Genomic DNA, 25609 nt, shown 5'->3' on the forward strand with positions numbered 1-25609 from the left:
CTTACTTCCTCTTAGCCTTAAAAAAGCGTTTTTTCAGTAATGGAATAACCAGCGCAATAGTCACTAAAATGGCGGTTAATAAGTTGAGGTCTTGTGCTGCTAAGCCAATAAATTCGCTGTTAAGTGCTAAAGCAATAAATAAGCGATAAACAATAGCGCCAAGAATAACCGCTAAGGTAGCAAAAATCAGGCGACGGGCAGGTAAAATACTTTCGCCTACAATCACCGCAGCTAAGCCAATAACAATAGTGCCTATTCCCATAGAGATATCAGCGCCGCCTTGGGTTTGTGCAAATAAGGCGCCAGCCAATGCAACCAAAGCGTTAGAGATTGCCATGCCAAGAATAACCATCCAGCCCGTATTTACGCCCTGTGCACGTGCCATCCGTGGATTAGAGCCTGTAGCACGAATGGCTAAGCCTTGCTTAGTCGAAAAATAAGCGTCAATCAGTAGTTTGATCGCCAGTACTAAGATCACTAAGAGTACAGGGCGCAGAATATAATCATATTCTTCAAGAGCAGTGGGTAGTAATACCGTGAAAATGGTGGGCTCCATAATTAATGGAATATTAGGCCCGCCCATGATGCGCAGGTTAATTGAGTACAGGGCAATCATCATTAGAATGCTTGCCAGTAAATCCATAATTTTTAAATGCACATTAAGTACGGCAGTAATAATGCCAGCGCCAGCACCCGCAAGGGCTGCTAAAAATGTCGCTAGAAAAGGATCCATCCCTGCCGCAATAGACACAGCACCTACAGCTCCGCCTAATGGGAAGCTGCCATCAACCGTTAAGTCAGGAAAACGTAATAAGCGGAACGAAATAAATACACCAAGCGCGACTAAGCTAAAGATTAAACCTAACTCGAGTGCGCCGAATAGGGCAAATAAAGACATGGAAAAACTCAGTTCTAACAGATCAAAAGCGCCAAGTTTACTTGGCGCTAACAGGTATTACTCAATAACTTTTGTCGCAGACTTTAGCAATTCTTCCGAAAGAACAACGCCTTGTTTAGCGGCTGCAGTTTTATTTAAGAACAGTTCTAAGTTCTCACTTGTTTGTGGTTTGATATTGCCCGGTGCTTCGCCGTCCAAGATTTGCACCACAATACGGCCTGTTTGCTCGCCTAGCTGGTAATAATCAACGCCTAGGGCGGCAATAGCGCCACGGCTTACACTACCAGTATCAGACGCAATAATAGGCGTTTTAGTGTCATTTCCCACTTTGGTCAGCGCTTCATAAGCAGACACTACGTTGTTATCTGTACTTGAATAGATAACGTCGACCTTGCCAACTAAGCTGCGAGCGGCTGAACCTACATCGACTGAACGTGGGGCTGCTGCTTCAACAAGCTGCATGCCATGCTCAGGTAGAATTTTGCGCATTTTTTCTACTACTACCACAGAGTTGGCTTCACCTGGGTTATAAACCATGCCAACGCGTTTGGCGTTAGGTACGATTTTTTGAATAAGCTCGATTTGCTTATCTAACTCAAGCAGGTCAGAGGCGCCTGTTACGTTTGTTTTTGAGGCTTCCCAACTCGGAGTTAACTGAGCCTCAACAGGATCAGTTACCGCTGAGAAAACAATAGGTACTCTTTTTGTACCCGCAACCGCAGCTTGTGCAGAGGGGGTGCCAATAGTCACTATGACATCTGGACGATCACCAATAAATTTCCGGGCAATTTGTGCGGCTGTACCTGTGTTGCCTTGGGCGCTTTGGTATTGCCATTTAAGATTTTTGCCAATTTCATAGCCATTTTGGGCAAGCGTATCTTTTACCCCATCACGTACGGCATCCAGTGCTGGGTGCTCGACGATAGCTGTAACTGCAACTGACTTGGTTTCAGCTGCAAAAGTGGTAACACTTGCAGATAAAGCAAGGGTAAGGGCGCTGATTGAGAGCAACGCTTTTTTCGTCATCTTTAGCACGTATGCAATCTCCTAAAAGGCAATAGCCAATAAAAAGCTTCTGCGTAGTTTTCTACGCAGAAGCTAGCACGCCTTCTAGAACCTTGTGCTAGAGACTAGAAATGCGTGCGTGTTGTTGTGCTAACTGTTCCAGAGCTTGTTCAAACTCGGCTTGTTTAGCTTGTTCTTTTTCAATTACATCAGCAGGTGCCTTGGCAACAAAACCTTGATTGGCTAGTTTGCCAGCGACACGCTTTAGCTCACCTTGTAAACGTTGAATTTCTTTATCCAAACGTGCAAGTTCTGCTTTAGTATCAATCAAGCCTGCCATAGGTACTAAAACCTGCATATCGCCCACAAGAGCGGTAGCTGACATGGGTTTTTCTTGATCTACGGTTAACAGTGTAATGCTGTCTAACTTTGCCAATTTAACTAAAGTTGTGCGGTTTTCTTCTAGATACTGAAGATCAGACTCGGTCGCGTTAGCTAAGAATAGTGGCAGCGGTTTGCCTGGGCCAATATTCATTTCAGCACGGATATTACGCACGCCAAGCATCACGCCTTTAAGCCATTCAATACTGGCCTCGGCTGGTGCATCTAGTTTTTCTTCCTGCGCTTGTGGGAACGCTTGCAACATGATAGTTGCGCCTTCTACACCTGCCAATGGAGCAATGCGTTGCCAGATTTCTTCGGTGATAAATGGCATAAATGGATGTGCTAGACGCAAGATGCTTTCTAATACTTTGACTAAGGTACGGCGTGTGCCTCGTGTGCGCTCAAGAGGTGCGTTTTCATCCCAAAGTACTGGTTTAGAAAGCTCTAAATACCAGTCGCAATATTGGTTCCAAACGAACTCGTAGAGTGCTTGGCTGGCAAGGTCAAAGCGGAACTGATCTAATTGACGAGTAACTTCAGCTTCTGTGCGCTGTAATTGGGAAATAATCCAACGATCAGCTACGCTAAGCTCTACAGTACCCGTTAAGCCACAGTCTTGAGCTTCGCATTGCATAATCACATAGCGTGCCGCGTTCCAAATTTTGTTACAGAAATTGCGGTAGCCTTCTACGCGCCCCATATCGAACTTAACATCACGTCCTGTTGAAGCGAGTGAGCAGAAAGTAAAGCGCAGTGCATCAGTACCATAACTGGCAATACCATCAGGAAATTCTGCGCGGGTTTGCTTCTCAATTTTGGCGGCTTTTTGCGGCTGCATCATGCCGCTAGTGCGTTTCTGTACTAAGGTTTCTAGATCAATGCCGTCGACAATATCTAAAGGGTCTAATACGTTACCTTTAGATTTTGACATTTTCTGCCCTAGACCATCGCGCACCAAACCATGCACGTAAACGGTTTTGAACGGAATTTGTGGCGTGCCGTCTGGGTTTTTCACCAAGTGCATGGTGAGCATAATCATGCGCGCCACCCAGAAGAAGATGATGTCAAAACCTGTGACTAACACATCCGTTGGATGGAAGGTTTTTAAGAAATCGGTTTGTTCAGGCCAGCCTAAGGTTGAGAATGTCCATAAGCCAGAGCTGAACCATGTATCCAGTACATCTTCATCTTGGCGTAGTGTGATATCAGCGGTTAGGTTGTGGTTTGAGCGTACTTCGGCTTCATCGCGACCGACATAAACATTACCTGCTTCGTCATACCATGCTGGAATTCGATGTCCCCACCATAATTGACGGCTAATGCACCAGTCTTGAATGTCACGCATCCAGCTGAAATACATATTTTCGTATTGCTTAGGTACAAACTCGATACGACCATCTTCTACGGCAGCAATAGCAGGTTCAGCGAGTGGTTTGGTGGAAACGTACCACTGGTCGGTTAACCAAGGTTCAATAACATCGCCTGAGCGATCACCACGAGGGACTTTTAACGCGTGATCTTCGACTTTCTCAAGTAAGCCTAGTTGGTCAAAGGCTTCAACAATTTGCTTACGTGCGACAAAACGATCTAAACCAGCATATTCAGCAGGGATAGGTGCGTCTAATTGCTCGTTAACGCTGCCATCTACATGGAATACTTGACCTTGCGCTAAAATCGCTGCGTTTTTATCAAGCACGTTGATCAGTGGTAAGCTATGGCGTTTGCCGACTTCGTAGTCATTAAAGTCGTGAGCAGGTGTGATTTTTACACAGCCTGTACCAAATTCAGGATCACAATAGTCGTCTGCAATAACTGGAATGCGACGATTAACTAGCGGTAGTAGAACCTCTTTACCAATTAGGTTTTGGTAGCGCTCATCTTCTGGATGTACTGCAATAGCACTATCGCCCAGCATGGTTTCAGGACGTGTTGTGGCTACCACTAAATAGTCTTTGCCATCAGCTGTTTTAGCGCCATCAGCAAGGGGATAACGCAGGTTCCACAGGAAGCCTTTTTCGTCGTGATTTTCAACTTCTAAGTCAGAAATAGCGGTGTGAAACTTAGGGTCCCAGTTAACTAGGCGCTTACCGCGGTAAATTAAGCCATCTTGGTAGAGGCGTACGAAAGCTTCTTTAACGGCAGTAGATAAACCGTCATCCATAGTGAAGCGTTCGCGAGACCAGTCTACTGAGCTGCCTAAGCGGCGAATTTGGTTGGTAATAGTGCCGCCAGACTGTGCTTTCCATTCCCAGATTTTATCTAAGAAGGCTTCGCGGCCTAGGTCATGACGAGTGACACCATTAGCTGCAAGCTGACGTTCTACTACCATTTGCGTTGCGATGCCAGCGTGGTCAGTACCCACTTGCCAAAGCGTATTGCGATTTTGCATGCGGCGGAAACGAATCAGCGCATCCATAATGGCATTATTGAAACCATGACCCATGTGCAAGCTGCCAGTTACGTTTGGCGGTGGAATCATGATGGTGTAGGGCTTACCAGAGCCTTGCGGGGCAAAGTAGTTATTTTGCTCCCAATGTTGATACCAGGACGTCTCAATAGCCTGCGGCTGATAGGTCTTATCCATGTTCGCGGGGACCCCTAATTACGGCGAATGTGAAAAACACGTTAGTATAGCGTCAAACAATGATTCGCCATAGTCATACTGCATAATAGGCTCAAGCCTGCGCAATTGCTTGGCGTTATTTGTAGTGATTTTTAAGGTGTGTGGCAGAAAAAACTAAAGCCTTATCCTAAACGCTATAATCATTGTTTAATAAGGCGCTACGCTAGCACAAAATAAATCATTAGCGGTTTTGCTGTTGTAGAAACTGTTGTAGTACTATGGCGTGGTTGTGTTCTGGGTCTTTCGCAGCAAAAAGCAAGGTAAGCCTTTGTTTTTGAACTCTCTCTAAAAGGAGATCCTAATATATAAAGTGATTAGCTAGCTCTTGTTAATAACGCAAACTGAACTCGTTAAAACAATTAGGGTTGGCATGAAACCATTGGCGTAAAAGGCTTGATGGTGATATTCCCTTACACCAGTTGTCCACTATTAAGCTGTCTTTTTTGATAGCTCTTGGCCAGAGTCGGTCAATCAGAATGCGGTAACTGTCTTCAGGCGTGGCGTGCTGATAAACACCTTTACACGGAATCATTTTTCATCCTCACAAACAAATGCTCAGATAAAAATAACCGCAGACTCGGCTGCGGTTATTCGGTTATACAAGTAGCATTTTTTAGTTAGGTAAGGCAGCAATCACATCTTCAGCCTGTAAGCCTTTGTCACGCTGCATAACAGTAAACTCAACGCGCTGGCCTTCCACAAGTACGCGATGGCCTTCGCCACGAATGGCACGGAAGTGCACAAAGATGTCATCTCCAGTGTCACGAGAAATAAAACCAAAACCTTTAGAGGTGTTAAACCACTTTACAGTACCCGTTTCGCGGTTAGTTAAATCTTGCGATAAAGGCACACTTTTAGGTGCAACTTTACGTAGGTTTAAAACTAGGTGAAGTACTACACCAGAGGCTAGCAGGGTTAGGCTGAAGTAAGAGGCGGGTGTTCCATCAATATCGGTAGTGCCATTGAGTAAAAAGAAGCCTTGAACAATAGTGGCTAAGATAATCAATAATGAAACTATAGACTGCATTTGACGACGCGCACCCCTTGCCCAGACGGGAAGGATTGGCGCAATCAGTAAGTTAGCCAGTGCGAAGTAAGCTAAAGTAAAGCTTTTGTCTTTGTCTTCAAAAATGAATGTTGCAATTAGTGCAATAGCACCTACTAGTAAATGAACAAGTTTTAGCATGGAAAAATCAACTCGACGTTTAAAAATGAGTAATAAGATTGGATAAGCACTGTGCCCTTTCAAAAAGCGGATAGGACACCAGCACATTAAGTATTAAAGCTTAAAGTAAAATGTAAAACAAATACTGAGTGAGCGCACATTTGTTGTGAATAGACAAAAAACCTTGGTTAGAGCAATCTTTTTTGGGTAATTTGTCATATAGTTGGCGTACTTAATTCAGGGAATGAAGTATGACTATAATGATGGTTCTTAGTGCGCTAGGCGCTCTTGTTTACTTCGCATGGCAAGCCGTGCAAACGCTTAATAGCATACGCCAAGAGCAACAAGGGCTGAGTGCTCAAATGGAACAAATACGTGGGCATTTAATCTATTTGCATAATCATTTACTTCCAGAACCTAGTTCAGAAGAAAGTGTTCGGTCAGCCGAGGTTGTTGCACCAGAAGAAACCAAGGATGATGAACAAATAAGTTTAGATTTGACCTTACCTCCTGATCCTGTGGCGCAAGATTTAGCTCAGCAAGAAACTAGTCATTCATCCACTCTAGATACCGGGGCTTTCATTTTTGCCTCTGAACAAGCTGATTTAGGATTAGCTGCTGCCAACTTAGCACCAGAAAAAGCAGAGCAAAGTTTCGAATTAGACAGGTCATTATCAGTTGTGCAGGGAATAGAACAAAGCTCAGAAACGATTGAAGATCAATCGCTTTTAGTGCAGGAAAGTGAAGCGGAAAAGCTAGAGCCATCAATCAATTTGCCGCTAGAAGTGCTTAAAGACGAGAAAGACATGATTGTTGAGATTGCAGCTGCGAATGCTGATTCTCAGCCTGTAACGCTTGATTCAGTCATGGCTCAACAAGATCAACAAGATCAACAATTATTAGAAGAAACCACAGCAGAGCTGTTAACACCAGAGCCTATTGCGTCTCAAGTAGCATTAGAGCCAATGCCTGAAGTAATAGGTGAAGCGCAGGCCTCTATAAATGAGTCTGTAGAACCGCCAGTGCCAGTCATTGAAGCGTCAAATCCACCAGTAAGCTCTACTCAAGGTGCATTAAGGAATACACCACGCCAAGATGATTATGATAATTGGTTTGATAAAGGTGTGAGTGCGGTATGGAATTGGCTAACAACGGGTAATCCCTTTGCCAAAGTTGGCGTTTTACTATTATTTCTAGGTTTAGGCTATTTAGTACGCTTCACTGCTGAATATGCTGTATTCCCCGTGGAGTTACGCTTTATATTTGCTGGCGCATTGAGTTTTGGTTTACTCGTGATAGGTTGGTTGTTGCGCCATAAAAAGCAGCTATATGCCACTATTTTACAAGGCGGCGGGGTTGGCGGTTTATACCTTACAGTCGTTGGTGCCAGTGTCATTATCAAACTACTCCCTTTGAGCGTGTCACTTGGATTGCTCATAGTGCTTAGCGTCGCAAGTATTATTTTATCGTTATTACAAAATGCGTATAGCTTAGCTCTGCTTGCGACCATTGGTGGCTATCTTGCGCCACTCTTAGTCTCTACGGGCAGTAATAATTATGTTGGTCTGTTTAGTTATTATTTGATTATTAGCTGCGCCGTGTTAGGAATTGCCTATTTTCGTGCATGGCGTGGACTTAATGTGGTGTCCTTCCTGTTCAGTGTTGTCATTGCAGGATTATGGGGTTGGAAGTACTACAAAGTAGATTTTTATCTAGCCAGTCAGGGATTCTTAATTGCTAATTTGCTGTTGTTTGCCTTTTTGTCTCAAGCTTATGTATTTAAACAAGGCGTTAAACCAGCGCGTGCCGATTTGTTACTGGCCTTAGGTGTGCCTATTGCAGGCTTCGTATTACAGTATTTAATGGTGCAAGATAACCGTTTACTGTCAGGCGTTTCAGCACTTAGCTTTGCAGGGTTATATTTGATATTTACTAAACTAGTGTTGTTGCGAAATAAAGTGCTTTATCGTGACCTAATAGTGATAAATGCACTGCTGGTGATAGGCTTTGTAGTTTGCTCTATTCCATTAGCATTGACTGCACAAGCAACAGCGGTAATTTGGACTATTGCGGCAAGCCTTGTTGTGGGTTATGGCTATAAGTATCAAAGCAAGGCTGTAATGCTTTCAGGGTTGAGCTTGCAAGTACTCGTTGGCGTAACCACGATTTACCTGAATCTATATGATTCGAGCATGATGGCATCTCAGTTGTTTTTGATTGATGCAGTAGTGGCATGCTCAGTATTGGTTAGTGCCGTCTTTAGTTTTAAAGCTTCTGAGCGCCAAGGTGTTTTGTACATGTTGGCAAGTATTGCTCTAATAGCCTCTATGTTAACGGCTGTTACTAGCCTATTTAGACTTACTGCATGGTTAGAATTAGCACCAAGCTTTGAATTAAGTCTAATAGGCATCAGCTTCTTCTGTATTCTTTACCAAGTGATGGGGCGATTAAGCGCTTGGCGTCAACTGGAATACTGTGGATGGGCATTACTGCCTATCTCTAGCCTTTATTTAGTTGTATTTATATTGGATAGAGTAAACGCCTATTCCATTCTATCTAATTGGTTTTACTCCTGGATTTATTTTGTACCTGTTGTGTTTGGTATTTACTTGTCTGCTTTATATCGCAAGCAGCTAGCTTATTTTGCTTCGTTTAGTTTTTGGCAAGCAGTTGTGATTGTTGCTCTGGAGTTGGGTTGGCATAGTTATCAGTTAGGTGAGCGCTACCAAGATAGTTGGGTTCCGTTTATGTGGACAGTGGCTTTGGTTGGCTTCATTGGCTTAACTTTGCAAAGCTACCGTTTAGGCATCGCTACCACCAGTTACCAAACGTTAGTGGCAATTAGCAAGCCATTATGGGTGCTGCTACCTCTTGCGCTTATTTTATTTAACCAAATGGCAGGCTTTAAGCATTTAAGCACCTTTATTCCACTGTTTAATCCACTTGAGCAAAGTCTGTGGCTATTATGGATAACTATGTTCTTTATTGTTCGTAGTTACTACAAGGCTAATATGACATATTGGATGATGGCTGGGTTGGCGTGCTTGATGGTAACCGTCAGTGTTATGCGTTCGGTTGCTTACTACCAAGATTTAGCTTGGCAATTCCATACGCTGTGGGCATCCGTAGTTATTCAAACGGCCTTATCTATTATTTGGGCAAGCATTGCTTTTATATTGGTTATTTATGCCCAGCGTCGTAAGCAGCGTTTTGTGTGGAAAGTGGGAGCTGGCATTTTAGCCGTAGTAACCTTGAAATTATTATTAAAAGACGCGTGGGCAATTGATAATGGCTTGTACCGTGCAGTGAGTTTTATTGGGGTTGCACTTATTTTTATTGTGCTGGGTTACTTTGCACCCTTGCCTCCAGTACGTGAGCAAACCACTACAGAGGACGCTGTTCGTGAAGAATAAGTTAATTGGGTTGTGTTATGGGTTATTGATCTTGCTTTGCGCAGGCAATCTTAATGCCATAGCAGCTAAACAACAGGTTGTGAACAATGCAAAACCTATGGATTTCGCTTATGGGCGTTACCTTGAACTCGATACTGAGGTGCAAGAAAATACTCTAGTTCGTTTGCAGCTACCTGTGAGTGTAGTTGATCAACTTGTTTTTAGTGATAAACGTGACTTGCGTATTTTTAATAGTAATGAGCGTGCTTTGCCGATGGCGATTTTATCGAATCAAGGTGTTTATCACTATGAATTAGCTAGAAAACATTCACTGAAACAGCTTCCTATTCATGAGGGAACAGTAGTTTTGCCTACTAATCAGGCGGTGAATGTTAAGCCTGCCATCATGCGTACGGCAGATACGAAAAACTTTAATCTTGAAGCGTATTTCAGTACAGCAGAACAGCGAGGTTATTCTGGAATGCTGCAAAAAATCCAGTTGCAGCGAGATATTAAATTTGCAGATATAGCCGAACTTAGCCTGTTTACTAAAGGAAAATATAGCCAGAAGTGGGAATATAGAGGCAGTAAAAATATAAGCTTAATACCGGCTTCTAATAGTTATGAATTATCGGACTTTATCTCTTATTCTCTGGAGCTTATGGCAGGAGATGATTGGCTCATTTTGTGGAAAGAGCCAGTTGGCATTAGCCAACAGGAGGGCTTTGACGTGCTTTTGGTCGAAAAAAAACGCTTGCCGCCAGTAGCAGCTGAGTATGTGCCTATTGAGTTAGAAAAAGAGCCTTCGGAGGGTTACCAAGCTATTTATAAATTGCCTGGAAAAGGGCAGGATATTGGGCAGTTATTACTTGAAATTGACGAAAAAATGTTGCTATTTGTCAATGTCGAAGTCAGCTTTTCTGGGCATCCTGATGACTGGGTAAGTATAAAATCCTTAGTTTTGGATTCGCGAGATAAAACCCAAGGCACGTTGCTGAATGTAGATCGTAAAAATATTCAACGTATACGCCTTACGGCACCTAAGTCAGCATGGAACAAAGCACCTAAAATTTCTCGGGAATTTTACTCTCCTGTAGTGATATTTAATAGGTCAGGTGATGAGCCGTATTTATTGGCTTGGGGGGCAGCTAATGTGGCTGATGCTAGTTTAAACATGGATGATTTACTCTGTATTAATTGCACTAATACAGCGCCAATAGTAAGCATGGTGAATGCTTATTTAAGCAATAAGGCTGCTGATTTAGCGGGGCAACAAGCAACAGAAATTAAGCAGCCACTGTTTTCAGGTGTTCAACTGAATATCTGGTTTTGGCTGATTATGGTGCTCAGTGGTTGTACTTTGCTCTTTATGTCAGTCAAGCTGATCCGTGAGTCATCGAATAAAACGCAAGAATAATCAAGAGGTTAGTATGAAAAAGTGGGTCTTGGTACTGGTTTTGGCATTGGCTTTGGTTGCTGCATGGGGAGTTCAAAGCTTTAACCAAATCCAAGAATTAGATGAGCACGTTCAAGCGCAAGCCTCTGAAATATTAAACCAATACCAACGCCGTGCAGATTTAATTCCTAACTTGGTAAAAACAGTGCAAGGTTCTGCCAACTTTGAAAGTAAAGTGTTAACAGAAGTCACTGAGTTACGCGGCCAAATTGGGCGCTTAAATATTAATGCTGCCGACTTAAATGATGCCCAAAAACTGCAGGCATTTAATCAAGCGCAAAGCCAACTGGGTGGTGCTATATCACGCTTATTAGCGGTTGCTGAAAGCTATCCTGATGTAAAAAGTACACAAGCCTTTGCTGATTTAATGGTGCAATTAGAAGGCACAGAAAACCGTATTGCTACAGCGCGTGGACGCTATATCCAAAGTGTTCAACGCTATAATAGCTATATTCGAAAAGTCCCAGCGAGTTGGGTAGCAGGCTATGCTGGCGCTGAGATTAAACCTAATTTTTCAGTAGAAAATTCAGCAGAATTAAGTAAGGCGCCTTCCATTGAATTTAATTAAGCACTGGAAACTTTCAGGGTTACTACAGCGCTGGGTATTCTTTTTTTGCCTAATAGGTTTAATACCCAGTTTAGGCTTCGCTCAGGTTGTTATCCCGCAGCTAAGTACGAGTTGGGTGGTTGATTCAGCGGGGCTGTTAACCGCTCAGCAAAATACAAAACTAGACAAGATACTGCTTGATTTTGAGCATTCAACTAATTTGCAACGACCGCAAATGGCGGTGTTTATTGTGCCAAGCTTAGAAGGTGAAAGTATCGAAAGCCTTGCATTACGCACATTTGAAAAATGGCAGTTAGGGCAGAAAGGGATTGATAATGGTGTTTTACTGCTGATTTCGGTTAATGATAAGCGCATGCGTTTCGAAGTTGGATATGGACTTGAAGGCGTATTAACTGACTTACAAACACGACATATTTTAGATCAACAGTTAGCGCCTGCTTTTCGCAAAGGTAATTATTATCAAGGTATTGAGCAAACATTAGAAGCGGCTATTGCGCAAATAAAAAATCCACAAAATATGAGCGACATTGCATCAAATAGCTCCGGGAGGCCAACAAAAGAGCAAGGGCGAAGCTGGGGGGATATTGCTTTTTTTGTGGTTTTTTTTGCTATTGCAGCCGGTGTGATAGGCGTCTTTTTATATACTCTGTTTAATACTTTATGTAGGTTTTTCTTTTCAAGTTTTTCATTGCTTTGGTTATCGAACAGACGTATACAGCGTATGTCAGAAGCCAAATTGGAGCAAAGCCTGGTTCTGGTTTTTAACCTATTAAGTTCAACAAAGAATTTTCCATTTGATAAAAAGCAAAAGCCTGCAAAAACACGAACGGGAGCTAAACCAGCTTCGTTTAAAAAAGATACTGCAGACTTGTTAATGCGTTTTGCCCAGCATAAAAGTAGTGCTACTAATCTGTATCTTTTTTTATGCATGGGGTTGAGAGGGGTTCTTACCGTAGCAAGCTTTATCCCCTTTTTGCTAACGGATTCTATACTTATAGGTGTTTTAGGTTTTTTGGCGGTTAGTTTTGTTATTTTTAGTTTGCGTGCGTTACTTGAGCGCCATATTACAAGTTGGAATTTTTCTTTTACAGAACAAGACCGAAAACTCTATAGATATGTGTTGTTTTTAGTACAGCTTAAGGCAAGTTCAGGCTCAGGATCCTCAGGTGGCGGGTTTTCTAGCAGCAGTTCCTCTAGTAGTTCAGGGCGTAGTGGTGGTGGCGGAAGCAGCGGTGGCGGTGGCTCCTCTAGTAGCTGGTAATATTTAAGGATGAAAGTAATGCAACAACACTTAAGGCTTTTATGCATAGTGATGTGCTTCTGCTTGCCAGTTTGGGCAAATGCAACTGACAAGCTCTTTGGATATAAGGCAATAGCAGAGCAAATACTTGCTGTCTGGCATAGCTTCGCCATTGTATGTGCGCTTTTTATTATTTATCAAATCAGTCTAGGTAAACCGCAGGCTTCTTCATTGTTACGTTTAAATAAACAGTCTATTGATGCGCTGGTGCCTCAAGTGCTACTGATTAAATGCAAAAGCGCATTTTGGCTGTTAGAGGGCAATGTGCGTAGTTATCGGCTAGATTTGGCAAGCCAGCTGCCTGAAATCTCAACCGAAGATGCCATGCTTGAATATGCACGTGATTTCTTACAAGGTTTTAACGCTAAACGAAACCTCATGCTGAATATACTGTTATTGTTGCTTGAACGCACATGGTTGGTAGTCAGTTTTTTTACACTAATGGGGCTAATTCAATTTGGTTGGTACGGCATTGCGCTGGGGCTTATTGTCGCTGCCAGCGTATTTTATGGCGTTTCCCGTTTGCTAAACCAACAGATTAAACAATGGGCGTTTCATCTATCAGCCGAAGATAAAGCCGTTAAAACACTGCTGTTTAGCAGTCAACGAGCAGCGTCAAAACGATCTAGAAAATAGCAATTAGTGGCATTATGGATCTGTCTATTTGGTAAGCACATTGCCTTTGCTGTCTTTAACAAATAACTGATCAGTGCTTTCAAATTGTTCTAATACAGCTGCGCAATTGCGATAGGTTTGCTTTATGAGTTTTTGCTTGTCAGCAATATAAAAGCGACAATGCCAAAAGTTTTCTTGAGCCCTAGGTTTTGTTGCATTAGGAGGCGTTAGTGTTTCTACGGAATACTCTAGACTGGTTGTAGCAGGAGTATTCTCACGAAAAAAGACAAGCTGTGTGCCCTGCAGTAGAGCATCTGATTTGCCATTAAAAGTAGCAGTAATAAACCAATAGGTTTTATTGTTTCTATTGAAGCTATTTATCTCGACTTTATCAACATGTTTAATGTTGAACTGCTCAATTAATTCGGTTGTTATTGGGTTTTTTTTATTATTTATTGCTTCATCTAAATTTTTGCTAATTATATTCATTGTAGAATATGTGTGGCTTGTTATTGCCAACCCTCTATAGTCACAGAAGAAAGTATTATATATAAATAAAAATACTAAAATAATGAGAATACAAGGAATAATAAATCCATAGATTAATACTTTAGGTCTTATTTTTAACAGGTTGTTTAATTGCATAGTTAGGGCTCATGATTAATTTGGGAGATCATTTGCAATCACATCTAATGTTGAAAAACTACGATGAACTAATACTTTATCCATCACTACTTGAAAGAATAATGGTGTTATTAATGCAAATATCTGTATCACAACAGAAATTAACATCACCTCACCAATAATCTTTCTATATTTAACTAATGAAGGGATAAACCATGTAAAATCAAACTTAGCGAGTTGCCCTAATATAGAAGCACGAGAGGAAACACAAATTAAAGTTCCTGAGTATTTTTTAGCAAATTCTTCTTTTTCCAGAACTAAAGGTTTATTTAAAGTCAGGTCTTGAATTAAAAAACGATCGCCGTCCACTTTGGCTAAAATAAAATGCTCACCATCCTCGCGCCAAACTACCGCAGGTAGTGAAACCATATCTAAGCGTTCAATATCTTTTTTAACTACTTTGGCTTTAAGTTCTAAATACTTAGCGGCTAATAACCATGTATTTAAATTGAGATCTAGTTCACCTTCTTCTATAAAACGGTGAGTTATATCGGCCGCATCAACAGAGACGCCATGGTAGTGGGCAATGATAGATAAAGCATGGAGAGAAGTGCTGGGATTCATAGTTATAAATAGTTGAGTTAAGTCATTTTTAGTATAAGCGTGCAACTTGATTTTAGCGCATGTTCAGCTAATGTACAGTTTTATTGGTGGTCATCTTTCTAAGAAATAAACTTTAAAAGGTAAAATATGAATAAATTATATAATTATATAATTATATCTGCTGCTGTTGCGATAACTGCTTATATTTTTTTCCCCGATAGTAGATTTAGTGATGATGTTAATATTTGGGATAAATATAAAGAAAAATGTATTTCAGGGAATGAAAATGATGTTTATAAAGAACTCATGGCTTACTATATAGATGATTTTTTTATATATTATAAAAGTAAGGTACACCTGTCGTTAGATCGGAAGTTCTGTGATGGTCGGAAGGAATGTAGAGTTTTTACGGTTATCGAATCTAAAGAAAACCAGCTGAAAAGTTATCTAGAAAACTCTAAAGAAAGAATAAATGATAAATTCTTCGATGATTTTTTTGTTGAGATTCAAAGAAATAGTATAAATAAAGAGGATTTTAATATATCTAATAATAAATACTCGTATTTAGTTGGGGGCGGTAGGGAAATAGTTTTTTTAAAAGATTGCTGCTCAATTATTGATAGAAATTCTTTATCTGATATAAGAAAAGATATATTTAAATATGAAGGTAGTAATAAGTTTTTATATATAAAATACTATTACAATGAGGGTGATGTGTTTCCCGATAAAAAAACATTTATGAAAGAAGATACAGTGATACCTTTGAATCTATGTAAGGAGATATGAAATGGTTTGCACGAGTTTTAATGAATCTGAATATAAAAAAGTCAAAGAAATTCTTGATATGTACTTTGACGGAGAAAATAGAGTAATAGATGCTAGAGATTATATGGAAAATGGTGCAGGTCGCTTTGTCGATCCTAGTTCATTTAAAGCTGTTAGGGATTTTTTATATGGTGGACTTACTAAAAGTGAAAAAGAAGAGTATAGCGGAACTGATTTTAAAAAAGTTACTAATTATAAACTTCCTGCGGGGGAGTATACTTTTAAGCAGATTTTGGAAAGTGCTGGAGTGAAAACTAAGCCAATGCCTGAACTAGGGCTGTCTCAGTATGATTTTGATGATGGTAAAGGAGACTATATTTCTAGAGCTTTTATCGAAGGTTCAACAAGCTTCACATTAAGCGAAGATACAATTTTCTATGTTCATGCGAATGGACGAAGAGAGGTCAAAGCTAGAGTTATTCCTAGAGATCGAAATTTTGACTTTCAATCTCATGATAAAGATGCAGATAGGCTTAATAAGGCTTTAGAAGCCTTACTTGATCCTAATAAAAAAGGTCATACAGTAAATTTTGAGTATATTAATGAAAATGAAATACCTTTTAAAACATATACTTCAAGAAATTTTATGGAAGTTATAAATAAAAGAAAAAAATATTATGATGACGAGAAAGGTAGATCATTACTTTTTGCTGAACACTATGCAGAGTTAAAATTTTATTTGGATAAATATATAAAAGATAATAACTTAGATAGTGATGAAGCTAAATATATTTTAGAGCTTATAAGAGCTGAGCCACTAGCTGCACCTTTAGCTGTTGGTTCTGAAACTGTATGCAATTCTGTTCGCGACAAATTTAGTGATGCTCAGAATTTCACGCCACGCCGCGACCCACTAACATTAGATTTAAATAATAATGGGATTGAAACACTTGCTTTAGATAAAGGCGTTATTTTTGACTTTAATGGCGATGGCATTAAAACAGGGACAGGTTGGATTGCGCCAAGCGACGGCTTTTTAGTTCTAGATAAAGATGGTAATGGCACTATTGATAATGGTAATGAATTATTTGGTGTAGATACTATTAAGTCGGATGGTACTAAAGCTGTTGATGGTTTTGATGCCTTACGTGATTTAGATTCTAATGGTGATGGCGTCTTTGATCGTAATGATGAGATGTTCTCTAAAGTTAAAGTTTGGCAGGATTTAAACAGTGACGGTATTAGCCAAGCTAATGAACTCAAAACATTAGATGAATTAGGCATTGTCGGTATTAATTTAGATGCCACTAAAACCAATATTGACTCTAATGGCAATATTATTAGTGCTATTGGTACATTTATACGGGAAGATGGTAGTATAGGCGAAGCCAATGCAAACCAAAGCGTGGTTGCTAACTTAGATTTAACAGATAATCCATTTTATCGTGAGTTTACTGATAAGATAGCATTAGATGAACATAGTAAATCTCTACCTGATTTGAAAGGTTCTGGTGCTGTTCGTGACTTACGTGAAGCTACAATGCTTAATCAAAATTTAAAACAGATTTTGACTGAATATGCAGCAGCGAACACTCGTGGTCAGCAATTATCTTTAGTTGATACTATGATTGCTGAGTGGTCTGCTCCTGCGAAGTTTGAAACTTTTGATAAAAAATATCTAAATTAACTATTGATGGTAAATCTTTAGAGTTTAAATTTTCTTGGGAAGTAAATGGCACTCAACCTACAGAATCGGATTTAAAAACAAAACAGTTTTTTGAGCAATTATCTGCTTTAGAAACGTTCAATTCTAAAAATTTTATAGCATATACATGGGTAACTGATAAAGATGGACAGCCATTACTCAGTATTAAAGTAGGCGCTATTGAAAATTTAGTTAAAATTGACAAATCTACTGCTATCCTCACTGAAAAAGATATTGCATTCAACTGGGGGCAAAAAGACTTTTTAACTCAGTCATATCAAGCGCTTAAAAACTCTGTGTATGATGGTCTATTACTAACAACACGCCTAAAAATGTATGTTGACTCAATCGAAACTGTAATTGACCCAAAAACCAATACTGCGTTGGCCGGTTTTAAAGAGTTTAACGCCACATTTGAGTCTCAATTTAGAAGCCAGCCAGTAGAAGCTATTAAAGATATATTAGACCTAGACCGTGTTTTAGGAACAATACTTAATGCATTAGGCTCACAACACCTCACTCTTCTCCAAACATGGCTCACTTCTTCTGCTGGAACACCTATTTACGATCAGTTAGTTAAAGCAGCAAAAGACTTTAACTACGATCTTTCGACCTCAGGTACTGGCTCTTCTGGCAATGATTTACTGGTTAGCACAAAAGAAGGTGATATTTTATCCGGAGGCGCGGGTAATGACCTGATCTTAGGTGGTGATGGCGATGATTTTATCCGTGGTGGCGCAGGTAATGACACGCTTTACGGTGGTAAAGGTAACGATACTTACTTCTTTGAATTAGGTGGTGGTAACGACACCATTATTGAAACCCATGGTGATACAGGCACTGATACTTTACTTTTTGGTGAAGGTATCAGCATTGGTGACATTACTATTGCGAAGGAAGGCAACAATCTTATTTTAAGCCTAAGTAATGGTCGTGATAGTGTCACCATTTAGAGGGTATGGCTGGTAATGACACTCTCATTGCAGGCGATGGTAACGATATTCTTGATGGCGGTACAGGTGACGATATCCTGATAGGAGGACGTGGTAATGACACCTATATTGTAGATAGCGTAGGCGATCAGGTTATCGAAAAAGCAGGAGAGGTTGCATTTCCAGTGCGCAGCTCGCTGGGGCGCCATTTCTCAGCTTTAATATCCCCAAATATACATTAAAACCCTTATAAATACTCGCTTAGGCGGGTATTTTGGCTTTCACATGCCCATACATAACCAATGCAGTGGTTATTTTTCATTGATTTGCGCATTTATTGTCATAGCGAAGAATCTATACAGGATAAAAAATATGTAAGTTACAGATAAAGTATAGAGTGTGTTTAGATATATGGGGAAGGTCACGATAGTTATAAGAACAATCGACTTAGGATATTGAGTATGTTCAGTGCAGATTGAGGTTTTATTGCGTCATTATTTTTAAAGTAATGTTAGCTGGCAAACTTTGCTTGCCAGCTAATTTTATTACTTGCCTATAGCTGAAAAACTCCAGTTTTTAACTGCGTTTTTAGCGTTTTTATCGCCGTATTTGTAAGCAATTTGTAAGTAATCGTAGGCTTTTTGTAAGTCTGCTTGGCTTTTATTGCCAATTAAACCGTTGTAATACATATAAGCTATTTTGTACTTAGCGGCAGCATGATGAAAGCCTTGTTCTAAATCGGTTATTTCATAGTATTGAGCGGCGGTTTGGTAGTTTTTTTCGATTCCAGATTGGCCAAAGTAGAAGAGGTCGCCTGCTAAGTGAGCGGTATTGCTATCCTTAGCTTTTGCGCCTAGGTCAAAATAATACAGGGCTTTTTTAGTATCTTGTTTGGGGCCTTTACGAAGATACATATTTCCAAGCACGTTGTAACCGCGAATGTATCCGTTTTTTCCCGCTAATTCATAGTAATAAATCGCTTTTTCTTCACTCTGAGGTACGCGGTCTCCACGTATGTAATCAACAGCCAGCGAAAAGGCTATGGGGCCATTGCCTTCTTCGGCCTCTTTGGCTTGTTCTGCAATAGCGTCAGCATATTGACCAACAGCGCGATATTGCTTGTATTCTGCGACTTTTTGCTCAACTTGTGATTGTTCTTCTTTGCTTAAGATAGCCTTGATATCCGTAAGCAAAGGATAGGTTTTACCTATTAAAGCGTAATAGTAAGCTTGTTTTGTATCGCCTAGCTTAAAGAGTGCTAGGGGCAATTGTTCTACGTTATCCGTAGGAGAAAGTTCAAGATAGGTTTTGTACCATTGCACTGCTTTAGCGTAGTCAGGCTCTAATCCACAGTCATCTAACATGTAGTTATCAGCCATATTTTGTGCATGCCAAGCAGTTTCTAAATAAGGATCATTTTTGGCTATTAATTGCGTCAAAAGCAAGTCAGCTTGAGCACGATTAGCGTTAGGGTTTTTACAATAGGCTGATTGCAGGTGCTGCGTGAAGAGTAGTTCTTGGGCAGGGGTGTAGTCTTGTTCAGCCGCTTGTTGCAAGTAAACGAGGGCTTGTTCTGGTTCAGACTTATAATAGTAGTTAAATAAGGCTACTAAGGCTTGAGGATGGTGCTGAGCTTGCTTTGTTAATAACGTGAGATATTTTGTTTGATCTGGGGCAGCTAGCACTATGTCTTGCGAGTTTTTTATACCTTGCTGATAAAGCTGTTCTAGCTCTTTAAAAGCGACCTCAGATAGTTCTTTATTGGCGGATGTAAGCGCTTTTTCTAGCTGTGCAACAGCCGTATTGTAGTTTGTGGTTAGCGTACTGTTGTCACTATTATTCAGTGCTTGCAGTGCGAGCTGTATTTGTGAATATTGATCCTGATTATCAGCACCTAAATGGTAATAAGCTTGCATATCTACAGAGCTATCAGCGATATTGGCAAGCGCTTGAATAGCCGTATAGTTCCCAGCGTTTATGCTTTTTTGATACCAATAGCGGGCTAAGTTCTTATCGTTTTTGGCGAGTTTAGCTAACTCAAAATACAAAGCTGCACTATTCGTTTGGTCATGGGTGAGTAAGGACTCATATTGCTGAATGTTCTCTGCAAAATAGCTGCGCTGTGGATGCTTTTTCATCCAAGTTAAGGTCTTTTCTAAAAGGCTGCTAGGCTCTACCAGCCAACGCTTTTGCTCTGAGCTGTAAAGGCCACTGAGCAAAATGTCAGCATACTTTTGTATCGCCCATTTGTGTTGCGCTTCTGCTGCTAGTTCAAGATAGGCTAAGCCTTGATCAACATCCTGTTTAATGCCTCTACCATGAAGATAAGCATTACCGAGTTGGTACTTAGCTAATGTGCTTTCATTGGCAACAGACAAGCTAAGATCCACTGCATCCATATATTCAATAAATTCATCGCCCCAATTAAGGGCTTTTGTATAATACTCGCGCGCTTTGGCACGATCTTCTGCCACTAATGGACTACCCTGTAAATACTGATGCGCCAGTTCGCGTGTGTAGTTTTTGCTACCTAGATCAGCTAATTTATTGTAGTAGGTTAAAATAATCTGTTTATTTTGTTGAATGCGGCTTTCTTCTGAGTAGTAATCAATCAGTTCTTCTAGCGCTGGCTCATAGCCCATAGTTGCACTTAATTTTAAATAGTTTAATGCTTGGTTAGTATTTTTAGGTAGGCCATAGAACCCTTTTTGGTAAGCATGAGCCAGATTGTATAATGAAGTAGGATCAAGTTTTTCAGCACCTGCTTTTAAATCTATTAACCCTTGCTGGTGCTCCTTGGTTTCTCGTACTAAGGATTTTACAAATATGCTGTCCTGATTTTTTATTTGGTTGTAGTAATACAAGGCTTTTTCATAATTTATAGGCGTATCATAATAACCCTTTTGATAGATTTCACCGAGTCTAAGTAAACATTCATCACTGCCTAGCTTAATACATTTTTCATAAATACTAAGGCTGTCGTTGGCCTTTAACCCCGTTAGTTTTTGGAATTTTGACTTATAATAAGGCTTGTCGTTAATGTAAGTTACTTTATTTAAATTTTCCGTTATATATTCATAGGCTTCAGTACTTCCTAACTCAGCTGCTTTTAATATAAGTGTATAGTATTCATTAAGCTCATCTTCTGGAAAAGTATTAACATCTTTTATTTTAGAAATTTTCTGTATTGCATAGAGAAAAGTAATATCAGGATCTTTTCCTACTAATGTGTTAACTAATTCTTTAGCTTCAGAATTATTTTCTGATAGTGACATTTCTAAAATAATCTTTTTTATCTTAGGATGTTTGTTAACCACATTGAAAATAAGGTAATGAGCTTGCTCTTGTTCTTTTTTAGATAGCGTCTCTATAAGCTTAGAGCCAGTAACCCTGTCTTTAGTAGTAAATAGATTAACAAGTAGGGCAACGGCAGTATCCTGGTCTTCGGTCAGCTCTAGCAATGCATTGGCATAGGCTAAGGCTCCTGATCGACTCTGTTGGCTTGCTTTTTTATACAGTGCTAAGGCTTTTTCTTTGTTATTTATAGGGTCCTTTTTTAATAGATAGTTAGCGTAGTAATTTGCATTTTTATAGTCGTCATCTTTTATTTCCTGCTCTAGTATAGAAACTATTTGTTCTTCATCAATATAGGCTGTTAAGTCATATGTGAAATATAATTCAATTAAGCTACTAATATCTGTATAGCGCTCTTTAGCAGTTGGCAAAATTTCAGTATAGATTGCCATGGCTTTTTCTAAATTTTGATCTGTGCCTATTCCAAAACCATATTTTTTCGCAAGTTCAAGTTTAAGATGATCATGATCGTTTAAAGAAGCCGCTTTTTTATTCAGTTCAAATGATTTTTCTAAGCTATAAATAGATAAATTTTTATTTGCATAAACTTCGCTGGCACGCATTAACGCTAGGCTGTTATTAGGGTTGTTTTCTAATAAGGATAGCGTATATTTCTCAAGCGATTGATTGTCTAATCCAGAATGATTTAGTTCTTTAGTGATATCCAGTAATGCCTCTGTATGTTTAGCATCAGCTGCTTTTTTTAAATAAGAACTGGCTAGTTTTTCGTCATATTGTATAGATAAATCAATATATTTGTTGCTGTATATGAGCGACAATCTATAAGCCGCGTCTGGATAATTAGCATCCGCTGACTTTATTAGGTTTTGTGAGTTTTCTTTAGTATTTATATAGTTTAAATACAGTGCTTTTGGTTCTTCATTAGCGACTAGTGGATCAATATAAGTCAATGCTTTTTGTGGATTTGGAAATACAAGTTTTCCATTATTGTAATAGTTAAATAAAGCATAGCGAGCATAGCTGTTGCCCTTCTGCGTAGATGCTTTTTCATAGTAAGCGAGTAGTTGTTTCTTTTGCTCTTGATTGAGTGCCCCATAAATACTTAATACACTCGGCTCTAAAGACGAGGACATTGAAAACAACTGCTTCATTGCTAACTTTTGGTAGCGCTCAGCTAATGCAGCATCTGCTTCAACACCCTGTGCGCCTTCTTTATAGATTTGAGCCAATAGTATGGCAGGCATAGGGAAGTCGTCAGAAAGTATCTGTTTAGCGATATTGGTAGCACTAACAGCGTCATTATCATGCTTATAAGCAATGATAGCTAATCCGAATTTGGCAAGTGGGTCGTCAGATGTTTGTTCAGCTTGTTTAAAATAGCGGCGTGCCTGCTCGATATCTGGCGCTATTTTGTTAAAGTCGCCTGTTAAGTAGGTTCCAGCTAGGAATAGCTGAGCCTCAGTGGCCCCTAAATCAGCTGCCTGTTTTAAGCTGGCTAAACCATTGGCGTCGTCACTGGTGTCTTGAAGTACAGCTTTAAAACGTAAAAAGCCTAAATCATATAAAGCGCTTTTGTTTCCTTGCTGAGCTGCTTGAATGAGCCATTTTTCTGCTTCAAGCTGAGAGGCTTGTGGCGCTTTTTCAGCTAAGTGCATCGATGCCAAACTAAAAGCCGCTTGAGCGTCATGTTCTGCTCTTTGTTTAAAGAACTCATAGGCTTGAAGATAATTTTCTTGCTCATATAAGTCATAGCCCGCTTGTAAAGGCAGCGCATTGTTTTGATGAAATTGAAAGAAATATAAAAATACAGCTAAAACAATGATAGCTACACCGGAAAGTAAAAAGCGCATAACTCTGTCCTAATAAACTAGCGGCAGTTGTAGAAAGTTACCTTTCATTGTTTCATATTCGATTTGGCTTTATAAGGCCATGCTCTAAATCTAGACTATCTATAGCTTTATTTTGATTTATATCACCTATTTTCTATCTGAAAATATATGAATTAGCCTGATTTTTTAAATTAAATTTCAATGCTTTAGATAAAGTAAAGCCTGTGTTTTAGCAAAACACAGGCTTGTATTTCTTATTGCTCTATAGATTCTGGCGCGCGCGGACCATAGAGTAGGCCGCCATTCGCGTGAGGTGCTAATAAGCGGTTTGCAGCTATGTTAGCCATACCAATTGAAGGGTCGCTAATGGTTGTATTGATCACTTGATTAACCACGGCTGTGATAAGTTTAGCGGTTAAGTTACCACTATTATCACTGCCTTCCTGATTGCTCGCTGTGGCATTACCTTTCCAGAGTGTTTCACCTGTGCGTAAGTCAATTAGCGTGCCCTCTACAGAAACGCGAACTTCACTTTGGATGATTTGATAAGACACGCCATAGTTTGTCACTGTAAGGTACAAAGCGGTATCAGCACCAAATATTTCGCGGAGTTTGGCAGGGCTAATACTATGAATATCGCCTGCTTCTGTTAAGCCATTTTCACGAAACGTTTGTGCTACTACGGCAACAGGAAAGACATAATAACCACCTTCTGCCAAAGGATAGCTAACTTGTGAAAGTACGCCATAGCTTGCTTCTACTGAGGGGGAATGATTTTGTGGTGGCAGTACAAGAATAGATTTAGGATTACTATTTTTAAATGCAGAGTAATCGACTTGCTCAGCTTGCTGTGAAGCACAACCTGTGAGTAATGCTAGGAAGCTAATTAAGCCTAGTATTTGAATAAGACGCATAAGTATGTCCTTATTTAACATTGCGCAATAAAAAGTCCATATATTGAGCAGACTCTGGATAAAGCGTTTTCTCTGTTTTGAACTGCTGCACCATTTGGTCCATTTTGCCTATTTCAGCATAGAGCATGCCTAAATGTGCATGGTACCCAGGTGGTACTTGTGCATTTTTTGAATTCGCTATGTTCAGTCCTTTTTCTAATTGCTCAATTTGTGCTTCAGGGCTTGATTTATTAGTAAAACGCTCATAGACCTGAACTTGATAGCCTTCCCATTGATAGAGGTTAGGCCTAGGTGTGCCACAGGCGGTGAGGAGCATTGCTGCTAAGGCAACAATGCTGGTTTTAGTAAAAATAGTCATAGTCATCCTTGTGTTATGGGCGCCATGCACCTGCTTCTAGAGCAGAAACTAGGTTGTTCACTGCTTCGCGTACAGCAAGATCAAGGACTTTTCCATTTAAGGTAGAGTCATAGCTTGCAGTACCACCAAAACCAATAATCTCACGATTAGATAAACTGTATTCCCCAGCCCCTTGTACTGAGTAAACCACTTCGGAAGTGCGAATATCGACAATATTTAAGTTAACTTTAGCGTAGGCAACTTGTTGTTTACCGCGCCCTAGAATACCAAACAGCTGATGGTCGCCTACTTCTTTGCGGCCAAATTCAGTCACATCACCTGTTACTACGTAGTTAGCGCCTTTAATTTGCTGAGTAGTGTTAGAAAATCCAGCTTCTTGTTTGATTTCCTGTAGATTGTCACGATCAAGCACATTAAAACGGTTAGTTTGTTGCAAGTGTGTTATTAAAATAGTTTTAGCTTGACCGCCTAAACGGTCAACGCCGTCTGAAAACACGCCACGCATATAGCTAGAGCGATTATCAAATTTGCCTACTGCAAGTTTAGAACGTTGGCCTTGGTATTGGGTGTTATAACTATTTACTTTTTGCACTTCAACTACACGAGAGCCTTCCGTAGCACAGCCTGAAGCTAAAAGAACGCTGCTAGTGATAGCGAAAGCAGTAATGATTTTTTTCATGTGTTCACTCCAATGAATAGCACGAATGCTTTGTATAAATCATGTCCTATACAAAACTACAAATGCTTGAAAATAGTATTGTCGATAATAAGAAGGTATTTGCACAGATGGCAAAATAGTCAACGTATTGTGCGTGATTATAAGTGTATTTAAATAAAAAACTTTGTGGTTTATCTAAAATTTTATTCTTTATCTTTATTAATTATATTCTTTCTACTAAGTGTTTATGCAATAAACCCATTAATAGGCTAGATAATGTTATTTGTTCTTTGGTGATATTAGAATGAAAGGCTATTGTAATCCCCCCATTTTCCACAGTGCTCATTTGTAGAATTTAAGCTGCCTGTAATAACTGCCTTGGCGGTACTCCTCCGATAGCAGTGTGAGGGCGTTCGTTGTTATAACTCCAAAGCCATTGTGTAGCAAGTTCTTGAGCCTGTTCAATGCTGTCAAAGATGTTTAAATCTAACCATTCATGA

The 25609-nt window shown here is 39.9% G+C and carries 19 protein-coding genes and 2 pseudogenes; 9 read left to right on the top strand and 12 right to left on the bottom strand.

Features of this window, described 5'->3' with window-relative positions:
- Nucleotide 1: 1 nt before the first annotated feature.
- From VQ643_RS13185 to VQ643_RS13205, 5 genes and pseudogenes are all read right to left on the bottom strand, one after another.
- Entirely contained in the window at nucleotides 2-898 is an 897-nt protein-coding gene (locus VQ643_RS13185) for an ABC transporter permease (protein ID WP_414200278.1), read from the bottom strand.
- A gap of 57 nt (nucleotides 899-955) precedes the next feature.
- Complete coding sequence (locus tag VQ643_RS13190; RefSeq protein ID WP_414200297.1) at nucleotides 956-1924, bottom strand: ABC transporter substrate-binding protein; 969 nt, start codon at nucleotides 1922-1924, stop codon at nucleotides 956-958.
- Nucleotides 1925-2021: 97 nt separating this feature from the next.
- Nucleotides 2022-4871, bottom strand: a complete 2850-nt coding sequence (locus tag VQ643_RS13195) for a valine--tRNA ligase (protein ID WP_414200279.1) — start codon at nucleotides 4869-4871, stop codon at nucleotides 2022-2024.
- A gap of 220 nt (nucleotides 4872-5091) precedes the next feature.
- Nucleotides 5092-5442 (bottom strand): annotated as a pseudogene (locus VQ643_RS13200) (DUF488 domain-containing protein).
- Nucleotides 5443-5523: 81 nt separating this feature from the next.
- The gene (locus VQ643_RS13205) at nucleotides 5524-6096 is read right to left on the bottom strand and encodes a cold shock domain-containing protein membrane protein (RefSeq protein WP_414200280.1); all 573 of its coding nucleotides are present in this window, start codon (nucleotides 6094-6096) and stop codon (nucleotides 5524-5526) included.
- Nucleotides 6097-6326: 230 nt separating this feature from the next.
- Between VQ643_RS13205 and VQ643_RS13210 the strand changes: the two genes are divergently transcribed.
- Genes VQ643_RS13210 through VQ643_RS13230 form a run of 5 tightly spaced genes read left to right on the top strand, consistent with a single transcriptional unit; the run spans nucleotide 6327 to nucleotide 13427 of the window.
- A complete protein-coding gene (locus tag VQ643_RS13210; protein WP_414200281.1) occupies nucleotides 6327-9488 on the top strand; it encodes a DUF2339 domain-containing protein in 3162 nt (1053 codons plus the stop codon).
- Nucleotides 9478-10884: a DUF3999 family protein gene (locus VQ643_RS13215; protein WP_414200282.1), complete on the top strand. Its 1407-nt coding sequence runs from the start codon at nucleotides 9478-9480 to the stop codon at nucleotides 10882-10884. Before VQ643_RS13210 ends, VQ643_RS13215 begins: the two co-directional genes overlap by 11 nt.
- Before the next feature lie 13 nt (nucleotides 10885-10897).
- Complete coding sequence (locus tag VQ643_RS13220; RefSeq protein ID WP_414200283.1) at nucleotides 10898-11491, top strand: LemA family protein; 594 nt, start codon at nucleotides 10898-10900, stop codon at nucleotides 11489-11491.
- Nucleotides 11478-12752 carry a TPM domain-containing protein gene (locus VQ643_RS13225; RefSeq protein WP_414200284.1) on the top strand — a complete coding sequence of 425 codons (1275 nt, stop codon included), beginning with the start codon at nucleotides 11478-11480 and terminating at the stop codon, nucleotides 12750-12752. Before VQ643_RS13220 ends, VQ643_RS13225 begins: the two co-directional genes overlap by 14 nt.
- An 18-nt stretch (nucleotides 12753-12770) precedes the next feature.
- Nucleotides 12771-13427 (top strand): hypothetical protein, encoded by a 657-nt coding sequence (locus VQ643_RS13230; RefSeq protein WP_414200285.1) that lies wholly within the window; start codon nucleotides 12771-12773, stop codon nucleotides 13425-13427.
- Between the two features lie 24 nt (nucleotides 13428-13451).
- On the opposite strand, the gene VQ643_RS13235 is transcribed toward VQ643_RS13230, so the two are convergent.
- Nucleotides 13452-14051, bottom strand: a complete 600-nt coding sequence (locus VQ643_RS13235) for a hypothetical protein (RefSeq protein WP_414200286.1) — start codon at nucleotides 14049-14051, stop codon at nucleotides 13452-13454.
- Between the two features lie 15 nt (nucleotides 14052-14066).
- Nucleotides 14067-14654, bottom strand: coding sequence for a cysteine peptidase family C39 domain-containing protein (locus VQ643_RS13240; RefSeq protein WP_414200287.1), 588 nt, complete (start codon nucleotides 14652-14654; stop codon nucleotides 14067-14069).
- Nucleotides 14655-14780: 126 nt separating this feature from the next.
- On the opposite strand from VQ643_RS13240, the gene VQ643_RS13245 reads away from it, so the two are divergent.
- The 4 genes and pseudogenes from VQ643_RS13245 to VQ643_RS13260 form a co-directional block, all read left to right on the top strand.
- Entirely contained in the window at nucleotides 14781-15419 is a 639-nt protein-coding gene (locus tag VQ643_RS13245; RefSeq protein ID WP_414200288.1) for a hypothetical protein, read from the top strand.
- Between the two features lies 1 nt (nucleotide 15420).
- Nucleotides 15421-17085, top strand: coding sequence for a hypothetical protein (locus tag VQ643_RS13250; protein ID WP_414200289.1), 1665 nt, complete (start codon nucleotides 15421-15423; stop codon nucleotides 17083-17085).
- A 314-nt stretch (nucleotides 17086-17399) separates the two neighbouring features.
- Nucleotides 17400-18056: a calcium-binding protein gene (locus tag VQ643_RS13255; protein ID WP_414200291.1), complete on the top strand. Its 657-nt coding sequence runs from the start codon at nucleotides 17400-17402 to the stop codon at nucleotides 18054-18056.
- Nucleotides 18057-18061: 5 nt separating this feature from the next.
- A pseudogene (locus VQ643_RS13260) lies at nucleotides 18062-18112 on the top strand (hypothetical protein); the annotation flags it as partial.
- A 468-nt stretch (nucleotides 18113-18580) separates the two neighbouring features.
- Here the strand turns inward: VQ643_RS13260 and VQ643_RS13265 are convergent.
- The 5 genes from VQ643_RS13265 to VQ643_RS13285 all read right to left on the bottom strand — a co-directional run.
- Nucleotides 18581-23200: a hypothetical protein gene (locus VQ643_RS13265; RefSeq protein WP_414200293.1), complete on the bottom strand. Its 4620-nt coding sequence runs from the start codon at nucleotides 23198-23200 to the stop codon at nucleotides 18581-18583.
- 233 nt (nucleotides 23201-23433) lie between these two features.
- Nucleotides 23434-24093: a DUF799 domain-containing protein gene (locus VQ643_RS13270; protein ID WP_414200294.1), complete on the bottom strand. Its 660-nt coding sequence runs from the start codon at nucleotides 24091-24093 to the stop codon at nucleotides 23434-23436.
- A 10-nt stretch (nucleotides 24094-24103) separates the two neighbouring features.
- Nucleotides 24104-24451, bottom strand: a complete 348-nt coding sequence (locus VQ643_RS13275) for a DUF4810 domain-containing protein (RefSeq protein ID WP_414200295.1) — start codon at nucleotides 24449-24451, stop codon at nucleotides 24104-24106.
- 13 nt (nucleotides 24452-24464) lie between these two features.
- Nucleotides 24465-25130: a CsgG/HfaB family protein gene (locus tag VQ643_RS13280; protein ID WP_414200296.1), complete on the bottom strand. Its 666-nt coding sequence runs from the start codon at nucleotides 25128-25130 to the stop codon at nucleotides 24465-24467.
- A 334-nt stretch (nucleotides 25131-25464) separates the two neighbouring features.
- The coding region (locus VQ643_RS13285; RefSeq protein ID WP_414200298.1) for an integrase core domain-containing protein at nucleotides 25465-25609 on the bottom strand (145 nt) is incomplete at its 5' end.

This window comes from Pseudomonas sp. F1_0610 (assembly GCF_047470865.1).
Lineage (GTDB): Bacteria > Pseudomonadota > Gammaproteobacteria > Pseudomonadales > Pseudomonadaceae > JAZDRH01.